Raw genomic sequence first — 16376 nt, 5'->3', positions numbered from 1 at the left:
CCCTGGGGGCGGGGGGTGAAGCCCACCGCGTGGTTGGAGGAGGCGAAGACGATCCTCGGTACGCCCTCCTCGCGGGCGGCCTCGTACAGGTTGTAGGTGCCCTCGATGTTCGCCCTGAGGATTTTGTCGAAGGAGGCTTCCAGGGAGATGCCCGCGAGGTGGACGATCGCGTCGACGCCCCGGACGGCCTCGCGCACGGCGTCCTTGTCGGCGAGGTCCGCGACGATCGCGTCCGGCTCGCCCTCGACGGGGAGCAGGTCGAGGAGGCGCAGCTCGTAGCCGTACCCGGGAAGCAGGTCCCGCATCAGGGTGCCGAGCCCGCCGGCGGCGCCGGTGAGCAGAACGGTGCGGGGCGCTGGCATCCTCGGTTCTCCTTGGGTCGACGGCCGGAAGACTGCCCGGTATTCACATTCGTGGACAAGTTAAGGATCATCGCCGTGCCTCGTCAAGGGTGGTGCTACGTGAGTTCAGAAATGTAAACTCTGATCAGAATCCCGCACGTCATCCCGTACACCCCCGCACGCCTCTGTTTCTCGACTTCTCGACCCAGGGAGAGCCCGTGACGTCTGCCGATCTCGCCACCCGACTCGGCATCCCCAGCGGGCCGCTGTTCTTCCCCGTCACCGCCTACGCTCCCGACGGCTCGGTCGACCTCGACGTCTACCGCGCGCATGTGCGCCGCGGGGTGGCCGCCGGGGCCGCCGCCGTCTTCGCGTGCTGCGGCACCGGGGAGTTCCACGCGCTGACACCCGAGGAGTTCGCGGCGTGCGTACGGGCGGCCGTGGAGGAGACGGCGGGACGTGTGCCGGTCGTCGCGGGCGTCGGATACGGCACCGCGCTCGCCGTGCGGTACGCGAAGCTGGCGGAGGCGGCCGGCGCGGACGGACTGCTCGCGCTGCCGCCGTACCTCGTGATCGCCGGGCAGGAGGGACTGCTGCGGCACTACAAGGAGATCGCGGCGGCCACCGCGCTGCCCGTGATCGTCTACCAGCGCGACAACGCCGTGTTCACACCGGACACCGTCGTCGAACTGGCCCGCACGCAAGGGATCGTCGGCCTCAAGGACGGCCTCGGCGACCTCGACCTCGTCCAGCGGATCGTCAGCGCCGTGCGCACCGAGGTCCCCGGCGACTTCCTCTACTTCAACGGCCTGCCGACCGCCGAGCAGACCCAGCTCGCCTACCGCGCGGTCGGCGTCCCGCTCTACTCCTCCGCCGTGTTCTGCTTCGCCCCCGAGATCGCCCTCGCCTTCCACGGAGCCCTGGAGTCGGGTGACCTGGGGACGGCCAACCGCCTCCTGGACGGCTTCTACCGCCCGTTCGTCGAACTGCGCGCCCAGGGCCGCGGTTACGCCGTCGCCCTGGTCAAGGCCGGTGTGCGACTGCGCGGGCTCGACGTGGGGGAGGTCCGCCCGCCGCTGCACGAGCCGACCGAGGACCATGTGAAGCAGCTCGCCCAGATCATCGAGCGTGGACACACGCTGCTGGAGGAGGACACCAAGTGAAAGCGTCGACATTCGTCTACCCCTGGGACGTCAACGGGGACCCGGAGGCCGCCGCGCGCATCGCCTCCCTCGGCGTGCGACAGGTGACGCTCGCCTCCGCCTATCACTCCACGCGCGCGTTGACACCCCGCCACCCGCGCCACCGCATCGTCACCGCCGAGCACGCGTCCGTGCTCTACCCCACCGACGACCGCTGGCAGGGACGGGAACTGCGCCCGTACGCGGCCGGCGACTGGGCGCCCGGCGACGCGTTCGGCGAGGCGGCCGCCGCGCTGACGGAGGCCGGCCTGGAGGTGCACACCTGGGTGGTCCTCGCCCACAACTCCCGCCTGGGCGCGGAGCACCCGGCCACCTCGGTCGTCAACGCCTACGGCGACCGCTACCCGTGGGCCCCCTGCATCGCCCAGCCCGCCACGCGCGCGTACCTCGTCGACCTGGCCGCCGAGGCCGCGGTACGCCCGGGCGCGCGCGGCACCGAACTGGAGTCCCTCGGCTGGTACGGCCTCCAGCATCTGCACGCCCACGACAAGACCGGCGGGGTCGGCCTCGGGGACGCCGGGATGTATCTGATGGCGCTCTGCTTCTGCGCGGTCTGCCGGGAGGGCTACGGCGCCCAGGGCCTGGACGCCGACGAACTGGCGGCCGCCGTGCGCGACGCGCTGGAGCCGCTGTGGCAGGGGGCGCCGGACGACGGGGACTGGGCGGGCGTCGAGAAGCTCCTCGGCGCGTCGGTGGCGGCGGCCACGCGCGCGTGGCGCGACGCAACCGCCCGCACGCTCCAGGAGGCGGCGGTCGGGGCGGTGCGCGCGGCGGCACCCGACGGTTTCCAGATCCTGCTGCACGCCGACCCGGTGACCTACCACGTCGGCGCGAACCCCGGCGTGGACCCCGCGCACATCCTCTCCGTCGCGGACGGCGTGGTCGTGCCGTGCGCGGGCGGACCGGGCCCGCTGACACCGTTCGCCGAACAGGGCCGCGAGGGTGCGGTGATCGCCGCCAACTTCGGGGTGGTGTCCGGGATGGGCGGCAGCCCCGGCACGCTCGCGGCGGACGCGGCACGCGCGCGGGAGCTGGGGGCCACGGAGATGCGGCTCTATCACGCGGGGTTGGCGTCGGACGGGGACCTGGAGCTGGTGCGCGCGGCGCTCGCCGGCCGCTGAGCCAGGGGCACCGCCGTCAGCAGCCACAGCCCGCCCAGGACGGCCAGCAGCGGCTTCTGGTCGACCGCTTCGACCAGGACCGCGCCCGCGGCCAGTCCGAGGACGTTCGGCGCGAACACCAGGGTGTTGGCTGTGGCGACCGTACGGCCCAGCAGCGCGTCCGGTGTCTCGCGCTGTACGGCGGTGAGCGCGGCGATCAGCACACAGGGCAGCCCCAGACCGCTCGCCGCACCGCACACGAGGGCCACCGGATCGGACGGTACGGCCCGCAGCCCCGTCGCGACGGCCGTCAGGGCGATGCCGTACGCCGCGAACCGGCGTGCGCCGAGGAGCCGCAGGGCGGGGCCCGAGAGCAGCCCGACCACCACGGAACCGGCGCCCTGGACGGCGTAGAGGACACCGGCGTACGCGGGGGAGTGCCCGAGGTCGTCGATGACGGCGTAGAGCGTCGCACCGGTCAGGCCGGCGAAGAACATGGTGGTGCCACCGGACAGGACGAGGGGGCGCAGGAGCGGGTGGGCCAGGAGACGGCGGACGGCCTCGGCGGGCGGGGTGCGCCGGGACGGCCCCGGCTCGCTCTCCCGGACGCGGAGGGTGGCGTACAGGACCGTGGCGAGCACGAAGGTGCCGGCGTCGAGGAGGGCGACGGCAGGGCCGCCGTACGCGCTGTAGAGCCCCGCGCCCGCCAGTGGGGCCACGAGTTTCATGCCCTCCGTGATCGCCATGCGCAGCCCGTTGAACTCGCCGAGCAGGGACGGGGCGACGGCGGCGGCGACCAGGGCGGACTCGGCCGCGTCATGGACGACGCCTGCCGCGCCGTAGACGAAGAGGACCGTGTAGAGAAGCCAGAGCCTGTCCGGGGAGTCCACGGTGAAGAGGGTGGGCAGCAGGGCGGCCAGGAGCAGGTTCGCGCCGATCAGCAGCGGTTTGCGCCGCACCCGGTCGGCTAGGGAGCCCAGGAGCGGGCCGAACAGCGTCGGCGCCCACATGGCGAGCAGGCACAGCGCGGCCAGACCGTCCGAGCCGGTGAGGTCCTTGACCCAGACGCCCGAGGCCAGCCAGAGCGCGGAGGTGCCGAAGCCGGAGACGACGACGGCGGTGAGGCAGAGGCCCGCGTCACGGTTGCGCAGGACGGTCCACAGAGATGCCATGCCTGCTGATCGTGGGACTAAGGAGGGGGCGCGCGGATCGGGCAGGTTCCCTACGGCGATGAGTTTCGGCGCCGGTGCCGGTCCACCCCTCATACGGACCTCTGAGGAGACACGCATGACCGACACACCCCTCGACCTCGGCCCCCAGACCCGCACCCTGGCGCGCCTCGCCCAGGCCGTCCGGGACGAGCAGCTGGCGGACCCGACCCCCTGTCCGGACATGGCGGTCCGCCATCTGCTGGGCCATCTGCTGGGCCTGACCGTCGCGTTCCGGGACGCCGCCCGCAAGGACCTCGGCCCCACGACGGACACCGACCCCGCCTCCGCCGTACCGGACATCGGTCCCGGCTGGCGCGAGGAGCTGCCGAAGGTCCTCGACGAACTCGCCGACGCCTGGCGCGACCCGTCCGCCTGGACCGGCATGACCCGCGCGGGCGGCATCGACCTGCCCGGCGAGGTCGCCGGAGCCGTCGCGGTCGACGAACTGGTCGTCCACGGCTGGGACCTGGCCCGCGCCACCGGTCTCCGCTACGACCCGGATCCCGCCGCGCTCCAGATGTCGTACGACTTCCTGCTCGCGGCCGCCAAGGAGGACGACCGGGGCGGTGGCATCTTCGGCCCCGTGGTCCCCGTGCCGGACGGCGACCCGCTGCTCGACCGGGCCGTCGGGCTCAGCGGGCGGGATCCGGGGTGGCGACCCTGACCGAGCGGTCTTAATCGGAGGCGTTCATCGGGACCGGCGACCTACCCTCCCCGCATGTCGCTCACCCTCACCGTCCTCGGCACCGCCTCCCCGCACCCCGGCCCGGACACCCCGTGCTCCGGCTATCTGCTGCGCGGCGGCGGCGCCGAGGTGTGGGTGGACGCCGGGACGGGACCTTCGCCGAGTTGCAGCGGCACACGGATCCGAGGCGGCTCGACGCGATCTGGATCTCCCATCTGCACGCCGACCACTACGCCGACCTCACAGCAGCCTTGTACGGCTTCGCGTACGGCGGACTCACTCTGCCCGCGCCGATCCCCGTTTACGCGCCGCGCGACTGCGCCCCACGCCTCGCCGGGTTCTTCGGGCGGCCGGACACCGACTTCCTGACCGGTGTCTTCGCCTTCCGTCCGCTGTCCGACGGGCATACCGTGCGGCACGGCGATCTGACGCTCACCGCCCGCGCGGTCGTGCATGACGTCGAGTCCTACGGGCTGTGGGCGGAGAGCGGCGGGCGGACTCTCGCGTACTCCGGGGACAGCGGGCCGTGCCCCGCCCTCACCGAACTCGCCCGCGACGCCGACCTGTTCCTCTGCGAGGCCGACATCGACGTGCATCGCGATGGCGAACAGGTCCACCTCACCCCCGAGGACACCGGTGACACGGCTCGCACCGCTCGGGCCGGCCGCCTCCTCGTCACCCACGTCGGCCCCACCCTCACCCCCGAGAACGCCACCGCGCGCGCCGCCTCCACCTTCGGTGGACCCACCGCCACCGCCCGCGTCGGCGAGACGCACACCGTCTGAACTCTCCGATCGGCAACCTCAACTTCCTTTGTCAGAAGCATTGACGAAACACGGGCCCCCTCCTACCTTCAACGCGTCGTACTTCGTACGTCATATATGAGACGCGATACGTGAGATCCGATACGCGAGATCCGAGAGGCGCGCATGACCTCTGTGCCCACGCCGATCCCCTCCCGCACGCAGTACGTGCAAGAGGAGATCAAACGCCGCATCCTCACCGGCCAGTTGACGCCGGGCCAGGCGCTGGTCGAGACCGAGCTCGCCGCACAGTTCGGGGTGTCCAAGACCCCGGTGCGCGAGGCGCTCAAGACCCTGGCCGGCACCGGGCTCGTCGTGATGAACCAGTACAAGGGCGTCACGGTGCGCATGGTGGACGCGGACATGGCGCGCGAGGTCTACGACGTCCGGCTGCTCCTCGAACCCGAGGCCCTGAAGCGGGCGGTGAAGCGCGGCGCCTCCCTCGACGAGGCCCGTGACGCCCTGACCCGTGCCGACCAGGCCACCGACACCGCCGAACGCTCCCTCGCCAACCGGGAGTTCCACCGCGCCCTCTACCTGCCGTGCGGCAACCCGCTGCTCGGCCGGATGCTCGACGAGGTCCGCGACCAGGCGGCCCTTGTCTCCGCCGTCGCCTGGGCGGCCTCGCCCTCCTGGGAGCGGGAGGCCGGTGAGCACCGGGAGATCCTGCGGCTCGCCCTCGGCGGGGACGCCGACGGCGCGGCCCGTGCCCTCCACGCGCACATCGCGTCGTTCGTGCAACGGGCCTTCCCGGACGCGGAGTCCGAGGCCCAGGGAGAGGACGGTCAGGCATGACAACGACGTTCGAGACCCAGCGGGCGGCCCTGGCCGACGTGGTCGCGATCCCGGTGACACCGTTCGCCGAGGACGGCACCGTCGACCAGGACACCCACCGGGCCCTGCTGCGTCGTCTCCTCGACGGTGGGGTCAGGACCCTCACCCCCAACGGGAACACCGGCGAGTTCTACGCCCTGACACCCCAAGAGCGCCAGCTCGTCACCGAGTTGACGATCGACGAGGCCGGCGACCGAGCCGTGATCCTCGTCGGCGTCGGCCACGACGTGCCCACCGCCGTCGCCTCCGCCCGGCACGCCCGTGAGCTCGGCGCGGCGATGGTGATGGTCCACCAGCCCGTCCACCCGTACGTCTCCCAGGGCGGCTGGGTCGACTACCACCGCGCCATCGCCGAGGCCGTGCCCGAGCTGGGCGTCGTGCCGTACATCCGTAACGCGCAGCTCGGCGGCGCCCGTCTCGCCGAACTCGCCGACGCCTGCCCGAACGTCATCGGCGTGAAGTACGCCGTCCCGGACGCGGCGAGATTCGCCGCCTTCGCCCGGGACGCGGGACTGGAACGCTTCGTGTGGGTCGCCGGCCTCGCCGAGCCCTACGCCCCCTCCTACTTCTCCGCGGGCGCCACCGGCTTCACCTCCGGGCTCGTGAACGTCGCCCCGGCCGTTTCGCTGAACATGATCGAAGCGCTTCGATCCGGCGACTACCCGGCCGCCATGAAGGTCTGGGAGCAGATCCGCCGCTTCGAGGAACTCCGCGCCGCCAACGGCTCCGCCAACAACGTCACCGTCGTCAAGGAGGCCCTCGCCTCCCTCGGCCTGTGCCGCCGCGAGGTCCGGCCGCCGAGCCGGCAGCTGCCCGAGGACGAGCGGGCCGAGGTCGCCGGGATAGCCGCCGGGTGGTCGATATGACCGACGGCAGAGCGCGAAAGCGCCCCGAGGAGCTCCGGAGCCACCAGTGGTACGGCACCGAGGGCCAGTTGCGCACCTGGTCGCACAACGCCCGGATGCGCCAGCTGGGTTACGAGGCGGAGGAGTACCGGGGCCGCCCGGTGATCGCCGTCCTCAACACCTGGTCCGACATCAACCCCTGCCACGTCCATCTGCGCGAGCGCGCCGAGGCGGTCAAGCGGGGCGTGTGGCAGGCCGGGGGCTTCCCGCTGGAGTTCCCGGTCGCCACGCTCTCGGAGACGTACCAGAAGCCGACCCCGATGCTCTACCGCAACCTCCTCGCGATGGAGACGGAGGAGCTGCTGCGCTCGTACCCGATCGACGCGGCGGTGCTGCTCGGCGGCTGCGACAAGTCGACGCCGGCCCTGCTCATGGGCGCGACCTCCGCCGACGTCCCGTCGATCTTCGTTCCGGCCGGGCCGATGCTGCCGGGGCACTGGCGGGGGGAGACCCTCGGGTCCGGTACCGACATGTGGAAGTACTGGGACGAGCACCGCGCGGGCAATCTGACGGACTGCGAACTCCGCGAACTCCAGGGCGGGTTGGCGCGTTCACCCGGTCACTGCATGACCATGGGGACCGCGTCCACGATGACCGCGGCGGCGGAGGTCCTCGGCATGACGCTGCCGGGCGCCTCCTCGATCCCGGCCGTCGAGTCCGGGCACGAGCGGATGGCCGCCGCCTCCGGGCGCCGGGCCGTGGAGCTCGCCTGGACCGCCCTCAGGCCGTCGGAGATCCTCACCCGGGAGGCCTTCGAGGACGCCGTCACCACGGTCCTCGGACTCGGCGGCTCCACCAACGCCGTGATCCACATCATCGCGATGGCGGGCCGCGCCGGGACCAAGCTCGCCCTCGACGACTTCGACCGCATCGCCCGTACCGTCCCGGTGCTGGCGAACGTGCGGCCCGGCGGACAGACGTACCTCATGGAGGACTTCCACTTCGCCGGCGGCCTGCCCGCCTTCCTCACCCGGATCACCGACCTGCTGCACCTGGACCGGCCGACCGTCAACGGCACGCTGGGGGAGCAGATCGAGGGCGCGGAAGTCCACAACGACGACGTCATCCGCACCCGGGAGAACCCGGTGGCGAGTGAGGGCGGGGTCGCCGTCCTGCGCGGCAACCTCTGTCCGGACGGCGCGGTCATCAAGCACATCTCCGCAGAGCCGCACCTGCTCAAGCACACCGGTGCCGCGGTCGTCTTCGACGACTACAAGACCATGCAGCGGACCATCAACGACCCGTCGCTGAACATCACCGCCGACAGCGTGGTGGTACTGCGCAACTCCGGCCCCAAGGGCGGGCCCGGCATGCCCGAGTACGGCATGCTGCCCATCCCCGACCACCTGCTCAAGCAAGGTGTGCGGGACATGGTCCGGATCTCCGACGCCCGGATGAGCGGCACGAGTTACGGCGCGTGCGTGCTGCACGTCGCGCCCGAGTCGTACATCGGCGGACCGCTCGCCCTCGTCCGCAGCGGTGACCGGATCACCCTGGACGTCGCGGCGCGCTCCCTCCATCTCCATGTGGACGACGAGGAGTTGGAGCGCCGCAGGGCGCGCTGGACACCGCCGCCCGTCCGCGACGAGCGAGGCTACGGCGCGCTCTACAACGAGCAGATCACGCAGGCGGACACAGGCTGCGACTTCGAGTTCCTCGCCCGCCCCGGCAAGGTGTCCGACCCCTACGCCGGCTGAGCCACAGCACCACAGCACCACAGCGCACCCGCATGTGCAGAGAGAAAGCGCTTCCCGCAAGACGTACCAAGACGCGCCAAGGCGTACCAAGACGTACCGAGATCGGAGAACAGTCATGGCCCAAGCCGCAGCCGTGGCGAAACCGCCAGCGCCACCCCGGCGGCGCCGTGCCTCCGCCACCCCGCGCAGGCTCCCGTACCTGCTGATCGCACCGGCCGCCCTGCTCATGCTGGGCTTCATCGCCTACCCGGTCATCAGCGTCTTCTACTACAGCCTGCAGAACTACAACCCCACCAAGCCCTGGCGGAACGGATACGCGGGCTTCGACAACTTCGTCCACGCCTTCACCGAGGACCCGGTCTTCTGGGACACGCTGACCTTCAGCGCCAAGTGGGTCTTCGTCGAGGTGGGCCTCCAGCTGTTCTTCGGTCTCGCGCTGGCGCTCATCGTCAACCAGAGCTTCGTGGGCCGGGCCATGGGACGCGCCATGGTCTTCTCCCCGTGGGCCGTCTCCGGCGTACTGACCTCCGCGATCTGGGTCCTCCTCTACAACTCCCAGACGGGCATCACCCGTTACCTCGCGGACATGGGCATCGGCTCCTACGGCACCAGCTGGCTGTCGGACACCTCGACCGTGTTCCCGGCGGCGATCGTCGCCGACCTGTGGCGAGGCGTCCCCTTCTTCGCGATCCTCATCCTCGCCGACCTCCAGTCCGTCTCGAAGGACCTCTACGAGGCCGCCGAGGTCGACGGGGCCAGCCGGATCAAGCAGTTCTGGCACATCACGCTGCCGCACCTGAAGGACGCGATCATCCTGTCCACGCTGCTGCGCGCGGTCTGGGAGTTCAACAACGTCGACCTGCTCTACACCCTCACCGGCGGCGGACCCGCCGGCGAGACGACGACACTCCCGCTCTACATCGCCAACACATCCGTCGACGCCCACAACTTCGGCTACGCATCGGCCCTGACCACGGTGGCGTTCGTGATCCTGCTCTTCTGCTCGATGGTCTATCTGCGCCTGAGCAAGTTCGGAGGCGACGACAAGTGATCACCAAGGAAGCCACCCCGGTCGCCCCGGCGCCGCAGGCCGCGGACCCCGCACCGCCGCGCCCGAAGAAGCGACAGCGTGCCTGGGACGAGGTCCCCCGCTGGCACATCTACCTGCCCCTGGGGATCTACCTCCTCTTCACCCTGATCCCGTTCTACTGGATCCTGCTCTTCGCGCTCCGGCCGTCCGGCTCGACCTCGCTCGTACCGTGGCCGATGACCTTCGACCACTTCGAGAAGGTCTGGACGGACCGGGAGTTCGGCACCTACTTCGAGAACAGCGTGCTCGTCGGCGTCGCCACCCTGGTGATGACGACCCTCGTGGCGCTGGCCGGCGGCTACGCCCTGGCCCGTTTCAACTTCAAGGTCAAGCGGGCCTTCATGCTGGGCCTGCTGTGCTCCCAGTTCGTGCCGGGCGCGCTGCTCCTGGTGCCGCTGTTCGAGATCTTCGCCGAGCTTCAGATGATCAACTCGCTGGGCAGTGTCATCCTCGCCGAGACCGTCTTCCAGCTCCCGCTGTCGATCATCCTGATCAGCAACTTCATCAAGAACGTGCCGTACTCCCTGGAGGAGGCGGCCTGGGTCGACGGCTGCAACCGCTTCACCGCGTTCCGGATCGTCGTGCTGCCGTTGCTGCGGCCCGGTCTGATCGCGGTGGGTTCCTTCGCCTTCGTGCACTCCTGGAACCACTTCCTGTTCGCCCTGATGTTCCTCAACAACCAGGACAAGCAGACGATCCCGGTCGGCCTCAACACCCTGATGGGCGCGGACAGCGTCGACCTCGGCGCGCTGGCCGCCGGCGGCATCATCGCGGCGGTGCCCGTGGTGATCGTGTTCGCCTTCATCCAGAAGTGGCTGATCACCGGCTTCAGCGCGGGGGCGGTGAAGGGATGAGCCACCGCCGGATCGTGGAGCGAAGCGCCGGGTCGGGTCTCTTCCGGGCCGTGGGGGCAGACACGGATTCGTGCCTCTTGTGGACCGTGGGGGCAGACGGGGGGTCGGGCTTCTTGCGGGCCGTGGGGGCAGACACGGGGTCGGGTCTCTTCCGCAGTGCGAGGGGAGGCGTGGGGCCGGATATTCTCCGCCGCGCCGACCGCGCCGACCGCGCCGACCGCGCCGACCGCGCCGACCGCGCCGACCGCGCCGACCGCGCCGACCGCGCCGACCGCGCCGACCGCGCCGACCGCGTAGACGGCCGGAGCGTCCGCCGCGGCATCCCGGCGGCAGCCAACGGCCGGGCGGCCGCGATGGAGGCGGTGGCCGACGGAGGCTCCGCGCGAGCAGCCGGCTGCCGCGGCAGCCACGCCCGGACGCGGCTGGCCTCCGGGTCCGGCGCCGAGCACTCCAGCGGAACCACCACGACGGGCCGTCAGCCGTCCGCGGCACGGTCATGGCTGGCCGAGCCCCGTGGCGGTGCCGCATATCGATCCAGCCCGGCTTCCCGTGGCGGTGCTGGATGTCGACTCAGCCCGGCTTCCCGCGGCGGTGCCGCATATCGATCCAGCCCCGCTCCTCACTGCGGCGCTGCATATCGACCCAGCCCCGTTCCCCGCGGCGGCGCTGCACATCGACCCAGCCCCGCTCCCCGCGGCGGTGCCACACACCAACCCAGCCCCGCTCCCCACGGCGGCCCCGCACATCCACACACCCCCGCCCCCCTTCAGTGCCCTACCGAACCGCAGCCGACCTCGCCGGACCAGCTCAGGGAGGTGTACGCATGAGACTCCGTCACATCACCGCAGCCGCAGGCATGGTGGGGCTCCTCTGCGTCCCCGCTCACGCCGAGGCCCGCGACATCAGCCGCGACACGCTCCCCGCGAACGACGGCTGGGCCGCCGAGGGTGCGGGCACCACCGGTGGCGCCGCCGCCGATGACGCCCATGTCTTCACGGTCACCGACCGCGCCGGGCTGGCCGCGGCTCTCGACGGCGGCAGTGCCACCCCGAAGATCATCAAGATCGCGGGAACGATCGACGCCAACACCGACGACGACGGCGACCACCTGCGCTGCGCCGACTACGCCACCGGCGGCTACAGCCTGACGAAGTACCTCGCCGCCTACGACCCCCGCACCTGGGGCCCGGCCAAGCCCAGCGGCCCGCAGGAGGAGGCTCGTCAGGCGTCGGCGGCCAGGCAGGCCGAGCGGGTCACGCTCACCGTCGGCTCCAACACCACGATCGTCGGCCTGAAGGGAGCCGTCCTCAACGGGGCCAACCTCCAGGTCAAGAACGCCTCCAACGTCATCATCCGCGACCTCGACCTGCGCGACGCCTACGACTGCTTCCCCGTCTGGCAGCCCAACACCGGCGGCCTCGGCGACTGGAAGACGGCGTACGACAACATCTGGCTGACCGGCTCCCACCACGTCTGGGTCGACCACGTCACCCTCAGCGACAAGGGCCACCCGGACGAGAAGGAACCCACCCACTTCGGCCGCAACTACCTGCGCCACGACGGCCTGCTGGACATCACCAACGGCTCCGACCTGGTCACCGTCTCCTGGAGCCGGTTCGTGGGCCACGACAAGGCGATGCTGATCGGCAGCGGCGACGGCGCCACCGGCGATCGCGGCAAGCTCCGGGTCACCCTGCACCACAACCAGTTCGAGTCGATCGTCCAGCGCGCCCCGCGTGTCCGCTTCGGCCAGGTGCACGTCTACAACAACCGGTACGTCGTCCCCGACGACGCGGCGGACTACCGCTACTCGCTGGGCGTCTCCACCGAGTCCGGCGTGTACGCCCAGAACAACGCCTTCACCACGCCCGGCCACGTCGAGGTCGCCGACCTGGTCAAGAGCTGGAACGGCACCGCCCTGCACGACGAGGGCACCCTCTTCAACGGCTTCCCGGTCGACCTGCTGCCGATCTACAACGCCTACAACTCCGGCAGCGAGCGCGACCTCACGGCCGACGTCGGCTGGACGCCTACCCTGCACACAAAGATCGACAGCGCAGAGGCGGCCGACCGAACGGTGGCACGCGGCGCGGGCGCAGGGAGGATCCCATGAGCACCGTAGACATCGTCCTGGCGGGAGCGCGCGGCCACGGCCGCTGGCACCTGGAGAACATCCGCCGGCTCCAGGACAAGGGGATCGTGCGGCTGGCGGGCATCTGTGAGCTGACGCCCCTGGAGAAGGCCGAGCTCCCCGAGGGCCTCGGCGCGCCCGAGCAGTCCGCCGACTTCGGCGCGCTCCTGGACTCCACGGGCGCCCGGATCGCGGTGATCTGCACGCCGATCCCGACCCACACGGACCTGGCGCTCGAAGCGGCCCGCCGGGGTGTGCACATCCTGCTGGAGAAGCCCCCGGCGCCGTCGTACGCCGAGTTCCGGCGCATGGCCGACGGCGTCGCCGCGGCCGGGGTCGTCTGCCAGATCGGCTTCCAGTCGCTGGGCTCGCACGCCGTCCCCGCGATCCGGCAGCTCATCGACGAGGGCGCGATCGGCGAGCTGGTCGGCGTCGGAGGCGCCGGTGCCTGGGCGCGTCCCGAGGCGTACTACACGCGGGCTCCCTGGGCCGGCAAGCGGCGCCTGAACGGCGTCGACGTGATCGACGGCGCGCTGACCAACCCGCTCGCGCACGCGGTCGCCACCGGCCTCGCCCTGAACGGCTCCACGCGCGCCGAGGACGTCACCGGCATCGAGACCGAGCTGCTGCGCGCCAACGACATCGAGTCCGACGACACCTCCTGCGTCCGGATCTCCACGGCACAGGGCCGCCCGGTCACGGTCGCGGCGACCCTGTGCGCCGAGGACCCGGACGACCCGTACGTCCTGGTGCACGGCACGCGCGGCCGGATCACCTTCTGGTACAAGCAGGACCGCGTCCTGCTCCAGCGCGCGGGCCACGGCCCGGAGGAGTACGACCACGGCCGCACCGACCTGCTTGAGAACCTGGTCGACCATCTGACCGACGGCATCGAGCTGTTGGTCCCGCCGGACGTGACCGGCGCCTTCATGAAGGTCGTCGAGGCGATCCGTACCGCACCCGACCCGGCCCCGCTGCCCGAGAGCGCCTGGCATCTGATCCCCGGCGAGGACCGCAGGGTCGTCCCCGGCGTCGACGGACTCGTCGCGGCCTCCGCGGACAGCCTCGCCCTCTACTCCGAGCTCGGTGCGCCCTGGGCCGTGGACGACCTACCGAAAGAGGTGAGTACCTGATGACGACCCCCGACTCCCCGGTCCTGCGCGTCGCGGGCCGCCCGGTCGGCCGCTATGTCACCCGGCCCGAGCTGCCCGCGCGGCTCTCCCCGCGCCCCTATCTGCACCCCGTCACCACCCTGGCCGGCACCGCGGTGACCGAACTGAGCCCCGCCGACCACCTCCATCACCTCGGCGTCGGTGTAGCCGTTCCCGACGTCGAGGGGTTCAACTTCTGGGGCGGCCGCACCTACGTCCGCGACCAGGGCCCCACCGAGCTCGACAACCACGGCGCCCAGCGCCACAGCTCCTTCCAGCTCCGCGACCCGGACGGCTTCGTGGAGGAGCTGCGCTGGATCGCCGCGGGAGCGGAGCTGCTGCGCGAGCGCCGTACCGTCGCGGCCACCGAACTCACCGACTCCGCCTGGGCGTTGGACTTCACGTTCTCGCTCACCAACGTCACGTCCGCCCCGCTGTCCATCGGCAGCCCGGCCACCAACGGCCGCCCGGGCGCCGCGTACGGCGGCTTCTTCTGGCGGGCCCGCAAGGAGGACCGGGCGCCGGACGTGTTCACCCCGAACGCCGACGGCGAGTCCGAGGTGCACGCGCACCGCGCCGACTGGCTCGCCCTCGTCGGCTCCACCTGGACGCTGGTGTTCGCCGGGGCCACCGAGCAGACCCGCCGGGACCCGTGGTTCGTGCGCACCGGCGAATATCCGGGCGTGGGCTCGTCGTTGGCGCACGCCGAGCGGGTGCCGATCACCCCGGGCGACACCCTCGTCCGCCGCGTGGTCACGGTCGTCGCCGACGGCCGCCTGGACCGCGGCGGGGCCGCTGCCCTGGTCCGCAAGGCGGTGAGCCTGTGACCGCCGGGACGTACACCAACCCGATCCTGAACGCCGACTGGTCCGACCCGGACGTCCTGTGCGTCGGCGACGACTTCTACCTCACCGCCTCCAGCTTCGGCCGCGCCCCCGGCCTGCCGCTGCTGCACTCCCGCGACCTCGTCAACTGGACCCTGGTCGGCCACGCCCTGCAACGCCTGGAGCCCGCAGCCGAGTTCAAGGCACCCCGGCACGACTGCGGTGTCTGGGCACCGTCGCTGCGCCACCACGACGACCGGTTCTGGATCTTCTGGGGCGACCCCGACCATGGCATCTTCCAGATCAACGCCCCCGAGATCAGGGGCCCTTGGAGCCGCCCGCACCTCCTCAAGGCGGGCAAGGGCCTGATCGACGCCTGCCCCCTGTGGGACGAGGAGACCGGCGAGGCCTACCTGGTGCACGCCTGGGCCCGATCCCGCTCCGGCGTCAAGAACCGCCTCACCGGCCACCGGATGCACCCCGACGGCACCGAACTCCTCGACGACGGCAAGCTGATCGTCGACGGCGACCGGATACCGGGCTGGTTCACCCTGGAGGGCCCCAAGCTCTACCGGCACGACGGCTGGTTCTGGATCCTCGCCCCAGCCGGGGGAGTGGAGACCGGCTGGCAGGGCGCCTTCCGCTCGCGCGAGTTCTTCGGACCGTACGAGGAGAAGATCGTCCTGGAACAGCAGGACACCGACGTCAACGGCCCCCACCAGGGCGGCTGGGTGCGCACCCCGTCCGGTGAGGACTGGTTCCTGCACTTCCAGCAGAAGGGCGCCTACGGCAGGGTCGTCCACCTCCAGCCGATGCGCTGGGGCGACGACAACTGGCCGGTGCTCGGGGACGACGGCGCCCCCGTCGCCGTACACCCCAGGCCCGACCTGCCGCCGCAGCCGCCCGCCGCGCCCGCCACCGACGACGACTTCCCCGGCGGACGCTTCGGCCGGCAGTGGAGCTGGACCGCCAACCCTCCCCCAGTCTCGGCTTCGCTCGACCGGGGGGACCCCCATGCCGGCTGGGCCACCCACCACTCCGGCGACGGACTCCGCCTCACCTGCGTCCGCTCCACGGACCCGCACGACCTGCGCGGACTGCCGAACGTCCTCACCCAGCGACTGCCCGGCACGCCCTGTGCCGTCGAGGTGGAGCTGCGCCTCGACAGCGAGGATCCGGGGGCGCGGGCCGGGCTCGCGGTCCTCGGGGACGCCTTCAGCTGGATCGGGCTCCAGCGGCAGACGGACGGGACGGTCCAACTCGTGCACCGGTTCGCCGAGGCCGTCGCGGAGGCGGAACGAGACGCCGCCCACCCCGTGAGCGCCCCCGAGGGACGGGCACGGCTGCGGATCGAGATCGGCGCCGGGGCGCGCTGCCGCTTCCTCTACGACGTCGGCGACGGCCCGTGTCCGTCCGGTCCCGTGTTCGCGGCCACGCCGTGGCGCTGGGTCGGCGCCCTGCTCGGTCTCTTCGCCCTCGCACCCACCGGACAAGGTCATGCCGGCGCGGCAACCTTCACGCGGTTCAGGATCGACCAGCTCTAACACA

The 16376-nt window shown here is 71.6% G+C and carries 14 protein-coding genes and 1 pseudogene; 13 read left to right on the top strand and 2 right to left on the bottom strand.

Features of this window, described 5'->3' with window-relative positions; translation table 11 throughout:
* Positions 1-362: NAD(P)-dependent oxidoreductase (locus HLK59_RS30310; protein ID WP_171144740.1), on the bottom strand; the 362-nt coding region annotated here is incomplete at its 3' end.
* Positions 363-559: 197 nt separating this feature from the next.
* Between HLK59_RS30310 and HLK59_RS30305 the strand changes: the two genes are divergently transcribed.
* Positions 560-1504: a 5-dehydro-4-deoxyglucarate dehydratase gene (locus tag HLK59_RS30305; RefSeq protein WP_171144739.1), complete on the top strand. Its 945-nt coding sequence runs from the start codon at positions 560-562 to the stop codon at positions 1502-1504.
* Positions 1501-2664, top strand: coding sequence for a hypothetical protein (locus HLK59_RS30300; protein WP_171144738.1), 1164 nt, complete (start codon positions 1501-1503; stop codon positions 2662-2664). The genes HLK59_RS30305 and HLK59_RS30300 overlap by 4 nt, the downstream gene beginning before the upstream one ends.
* Here HLK59_RS30300 and HLK59_RS30295 read toward each other — a convergent pair.
* On the bottom strand, positions 2601-3815 hold the full coding sequence (locus HLK59_RS30295; RefSeq protein WP_171144737.1) for an MFS transporter: 1215 nt from the start codon (positions 3813-3815) through the stop codon (positions 2601-2603). The genes HLK59_RS30300 and HLK59_RS30295 overlap by 64 nt on opposite strands.
* Before the next feature lie 115 nt (positions 3816-3930).
* On the opposite strand from HLK59_RS30295, the gene HLK59_RS30290 reads away from it, so the two are divergent.
* The 11 genes and pseudogenes from HLK59_RS30290 to HLK59_RS30240 all read left to right on the top strand — a co-directional run bounded on the left by HLK59_RS30290 (position 3931) and on the right by HLK59_RS30240 (position 16372).
* The gene (locus HLK59_RS30290) at positions 3931-4518 is read left to right on the top strand and encodes a TIGR03086 family metal-binding protein (protein ID WP_171144736.1); all 588 of its coding nucleotides are present in this window, start codon (positions 3931-3933) and stop codon (positions 4516-4518) included.
* A gap of 54 nt (positions 4519-4572) precedes the next feature.
* A pseudogene (locus HLK59_RS30285) lies at positions 4573-5324 on the top strand (MBL fold metallo-hydrolase).
* Between the two features lie 144 nt (positions 5325-5468).
* The gene (locus tag HLK59_RS30280) at positions 5469-6137 is read left to right on the top strand and encodes a GntR family transcriptional regulator (protein WP_171144735.1); all 669 of its coding nucleotides are present in this window, start codon (positions 5469-5471) and stop codon (positions 6135-6137) included.
* Positions 6134-7042 carry a dihydrodipicolinate synthase family protein gene (locus HLK59_RS30275; RefSeq protein ID WP_171144734.1) on the top strand — a complete coding sequence of 303 codons (909 nt, stop codon included), beginning with the start codon at positions 6134-6136 and terminating at the stop codon, positions 7040-7042. Before HLK59_RS30280 ends, HLK59_RS30275 begins: the two co-directional genes overlap by 4 nt.
* Positions 7039-8778, top strand: coding sequence for an L-arabinonate dehydratase (gene araD / locus HLK59_RS30270; protein ID WP_171144733.1), 1740 nt, complete (start codon positions 7039-7041; stop codon positions 8776-8778). The genes HLK59_RS30275 and araD overlap by 4 nt, the downstream gene beginning before the upstream one ends.
* Positions 8779-8893: 115 nt before the next feature.
* Entirely contained in the window at positions 8894-9829 is a 936-nt protein-coding gene (locus HLK59_RS30265; protein ID WP_171144732.1) for a sugar ABC transporter permease, read from the top strand.
* Positions 9826-10722 carry a carbohydrate ABC transporter permease gene (locus tag HLK59_RS30260; RefSeq protein WP_171144731.1) on the top strand — a complete coding sequence of 299 codons (897 nt, stop codon included), beginning with the start codon at positions 9826-9828 and terminating at the stop codon, positions 10720-10722. The genes HLK59_RS30265 and HLK59_RS30260 overlap by 4 nt, the downstream gene beginning before the upstream one ends.
* Before the next feature lie 823 nt (positions 10723-11545).
* Positions 11546-12835 (top strand): pectate lyase, encoded by a 1290-nt coding sequence (locus tag HLK59_RS30255; RefSeq protein ID WP_171144730.1) that lies wholly within the window; start codon positions 11546-11548, stop codon positions 12833-12835.
* The gene (locus tag HLK59_RS30250) at positions 12832-13986 is read left to right on the top strand and encodes a Gfo/Idh/MocA family oxidoreductase (protein ID WP_171144729.1); all 1155 of its coding nucleotides are present in this window, start codon (positions 12832-12834) and stop codon (positions 13984-13986) included. Before HLK59_RS30255 ends, HLK59_RS30250 begins: the two co-directional genes overlap by 4 nt.
* Complete coding sequence (locus HLK59_RS30245; RefSeq protein ID WP_171144728.1) at positions 13986-14831, top strand: PmoA family protein; 846 nt, start codon at positions 13986-13988, stop codon at positions 14829-14831. The genes HLK59_RS30250 and HLK59_RS30245 overlap by 1 nt, the downstream gene beginning before the upstream one ends.
* Complete coding sequence (locus HLK59_RS30240) at positions 14828-16372, top strand: glycoside hydrolase 43 family protein (RefSeq protein ID WP_171144727.1); 1545 nt, start codon at positions 14828-14830, stop codon at positions 16370-16372. Before HLK59_RS30245 ends, HLK59_RS30240 begins: the two co-directional genes overlap by 4 nt.
* Positions 16373-16376: the final 4 nt, after the last annotated feature.

The organism is Streptomyces sp. S3(2020) (genome assembly GCF_013044505.1).
In the GTDB taxonomy this organism is placed as follows: Bacteria; Actinomycetota; Actinomycetes; order Streptomycetales; family Streptomycetaceae; genus Streptomyces.
The sequence above is the reverse complement of the archived record's forward strand: the minus strand, read 5'-3'. Positions and strand labels throughout refer to the sequence as shown.

What these genes read in the sequence shown, in the direction of transcription:
- HLK59_RS30295 (WP_171144737.1), bottom strand. Translation starts at nt 3,815, where the DNA reads ATGGCATCTCTGTGGACCGTCCTGCGCAACCGTGACGCGGGCCTCTGC.
- HLK59_RS30290 (WP_171144736.1), top strand. Translation starts at nt 3,931, where the DNA reads ATGACCGACACACCCCTCGACCTCGGCCCCCAGACCCGCACCCTGGCG.
- HLK59_RS30280 (WP_171144735.1), top strand. Translation starts at nt 5,469, where the DNA reads ATGACCTCTGTGCCCACGCCGATCCCCTCCCGCACGCAGTACGTGCAA.
- HLK59_RS30275 (WP_171144734.1), top strand. Translation starts at nt 6,134, where the DNA reads ATGACAACGACGTTCGAGACCCAGCGGGCGGCCCTGGCCGACGTGGTC.
- araD (WP_171144733.1), top strand. Translation starts at nt 7,039, where the DNA reads ATGACCGACGGCAGAGCGCGAAAGCGCCCCGAGGAGCTCCGGAGCCAC.
- HLK59_RS30265 (WP_171144732.1), top strand. Translation starts at nt 8,894, where the DNA reads ATGGCCCAAGCCGCAGCCGTGGCGAAACCGCCAGCGCCACCCCGGCGG.
- HLK59_RS30255 (WP_171144730.1), top strand. Translation starts at nt 11,546, where the DNA reads ATGAGACTCCGTCACATCACCGCAGCCGCAGGCATGGTGGGGCTCCTC.
- HLK59_RS30250 (WP_171144729.1), top strand. Translation starts at nt 12,832, where the DNA reads ATGAGCACCGTAGACATCGTCCTGGCGGGAGCGCGCGGCCACGGCCGC.
- HLK59_RS30245 (WP_171144728.1), top strand. Translation starts at nt 13,986, where the DNA reads ATGACGACCCCCGACTCCCCGGTCCTGCGCGTCGCGGGCCGCCCGGTC.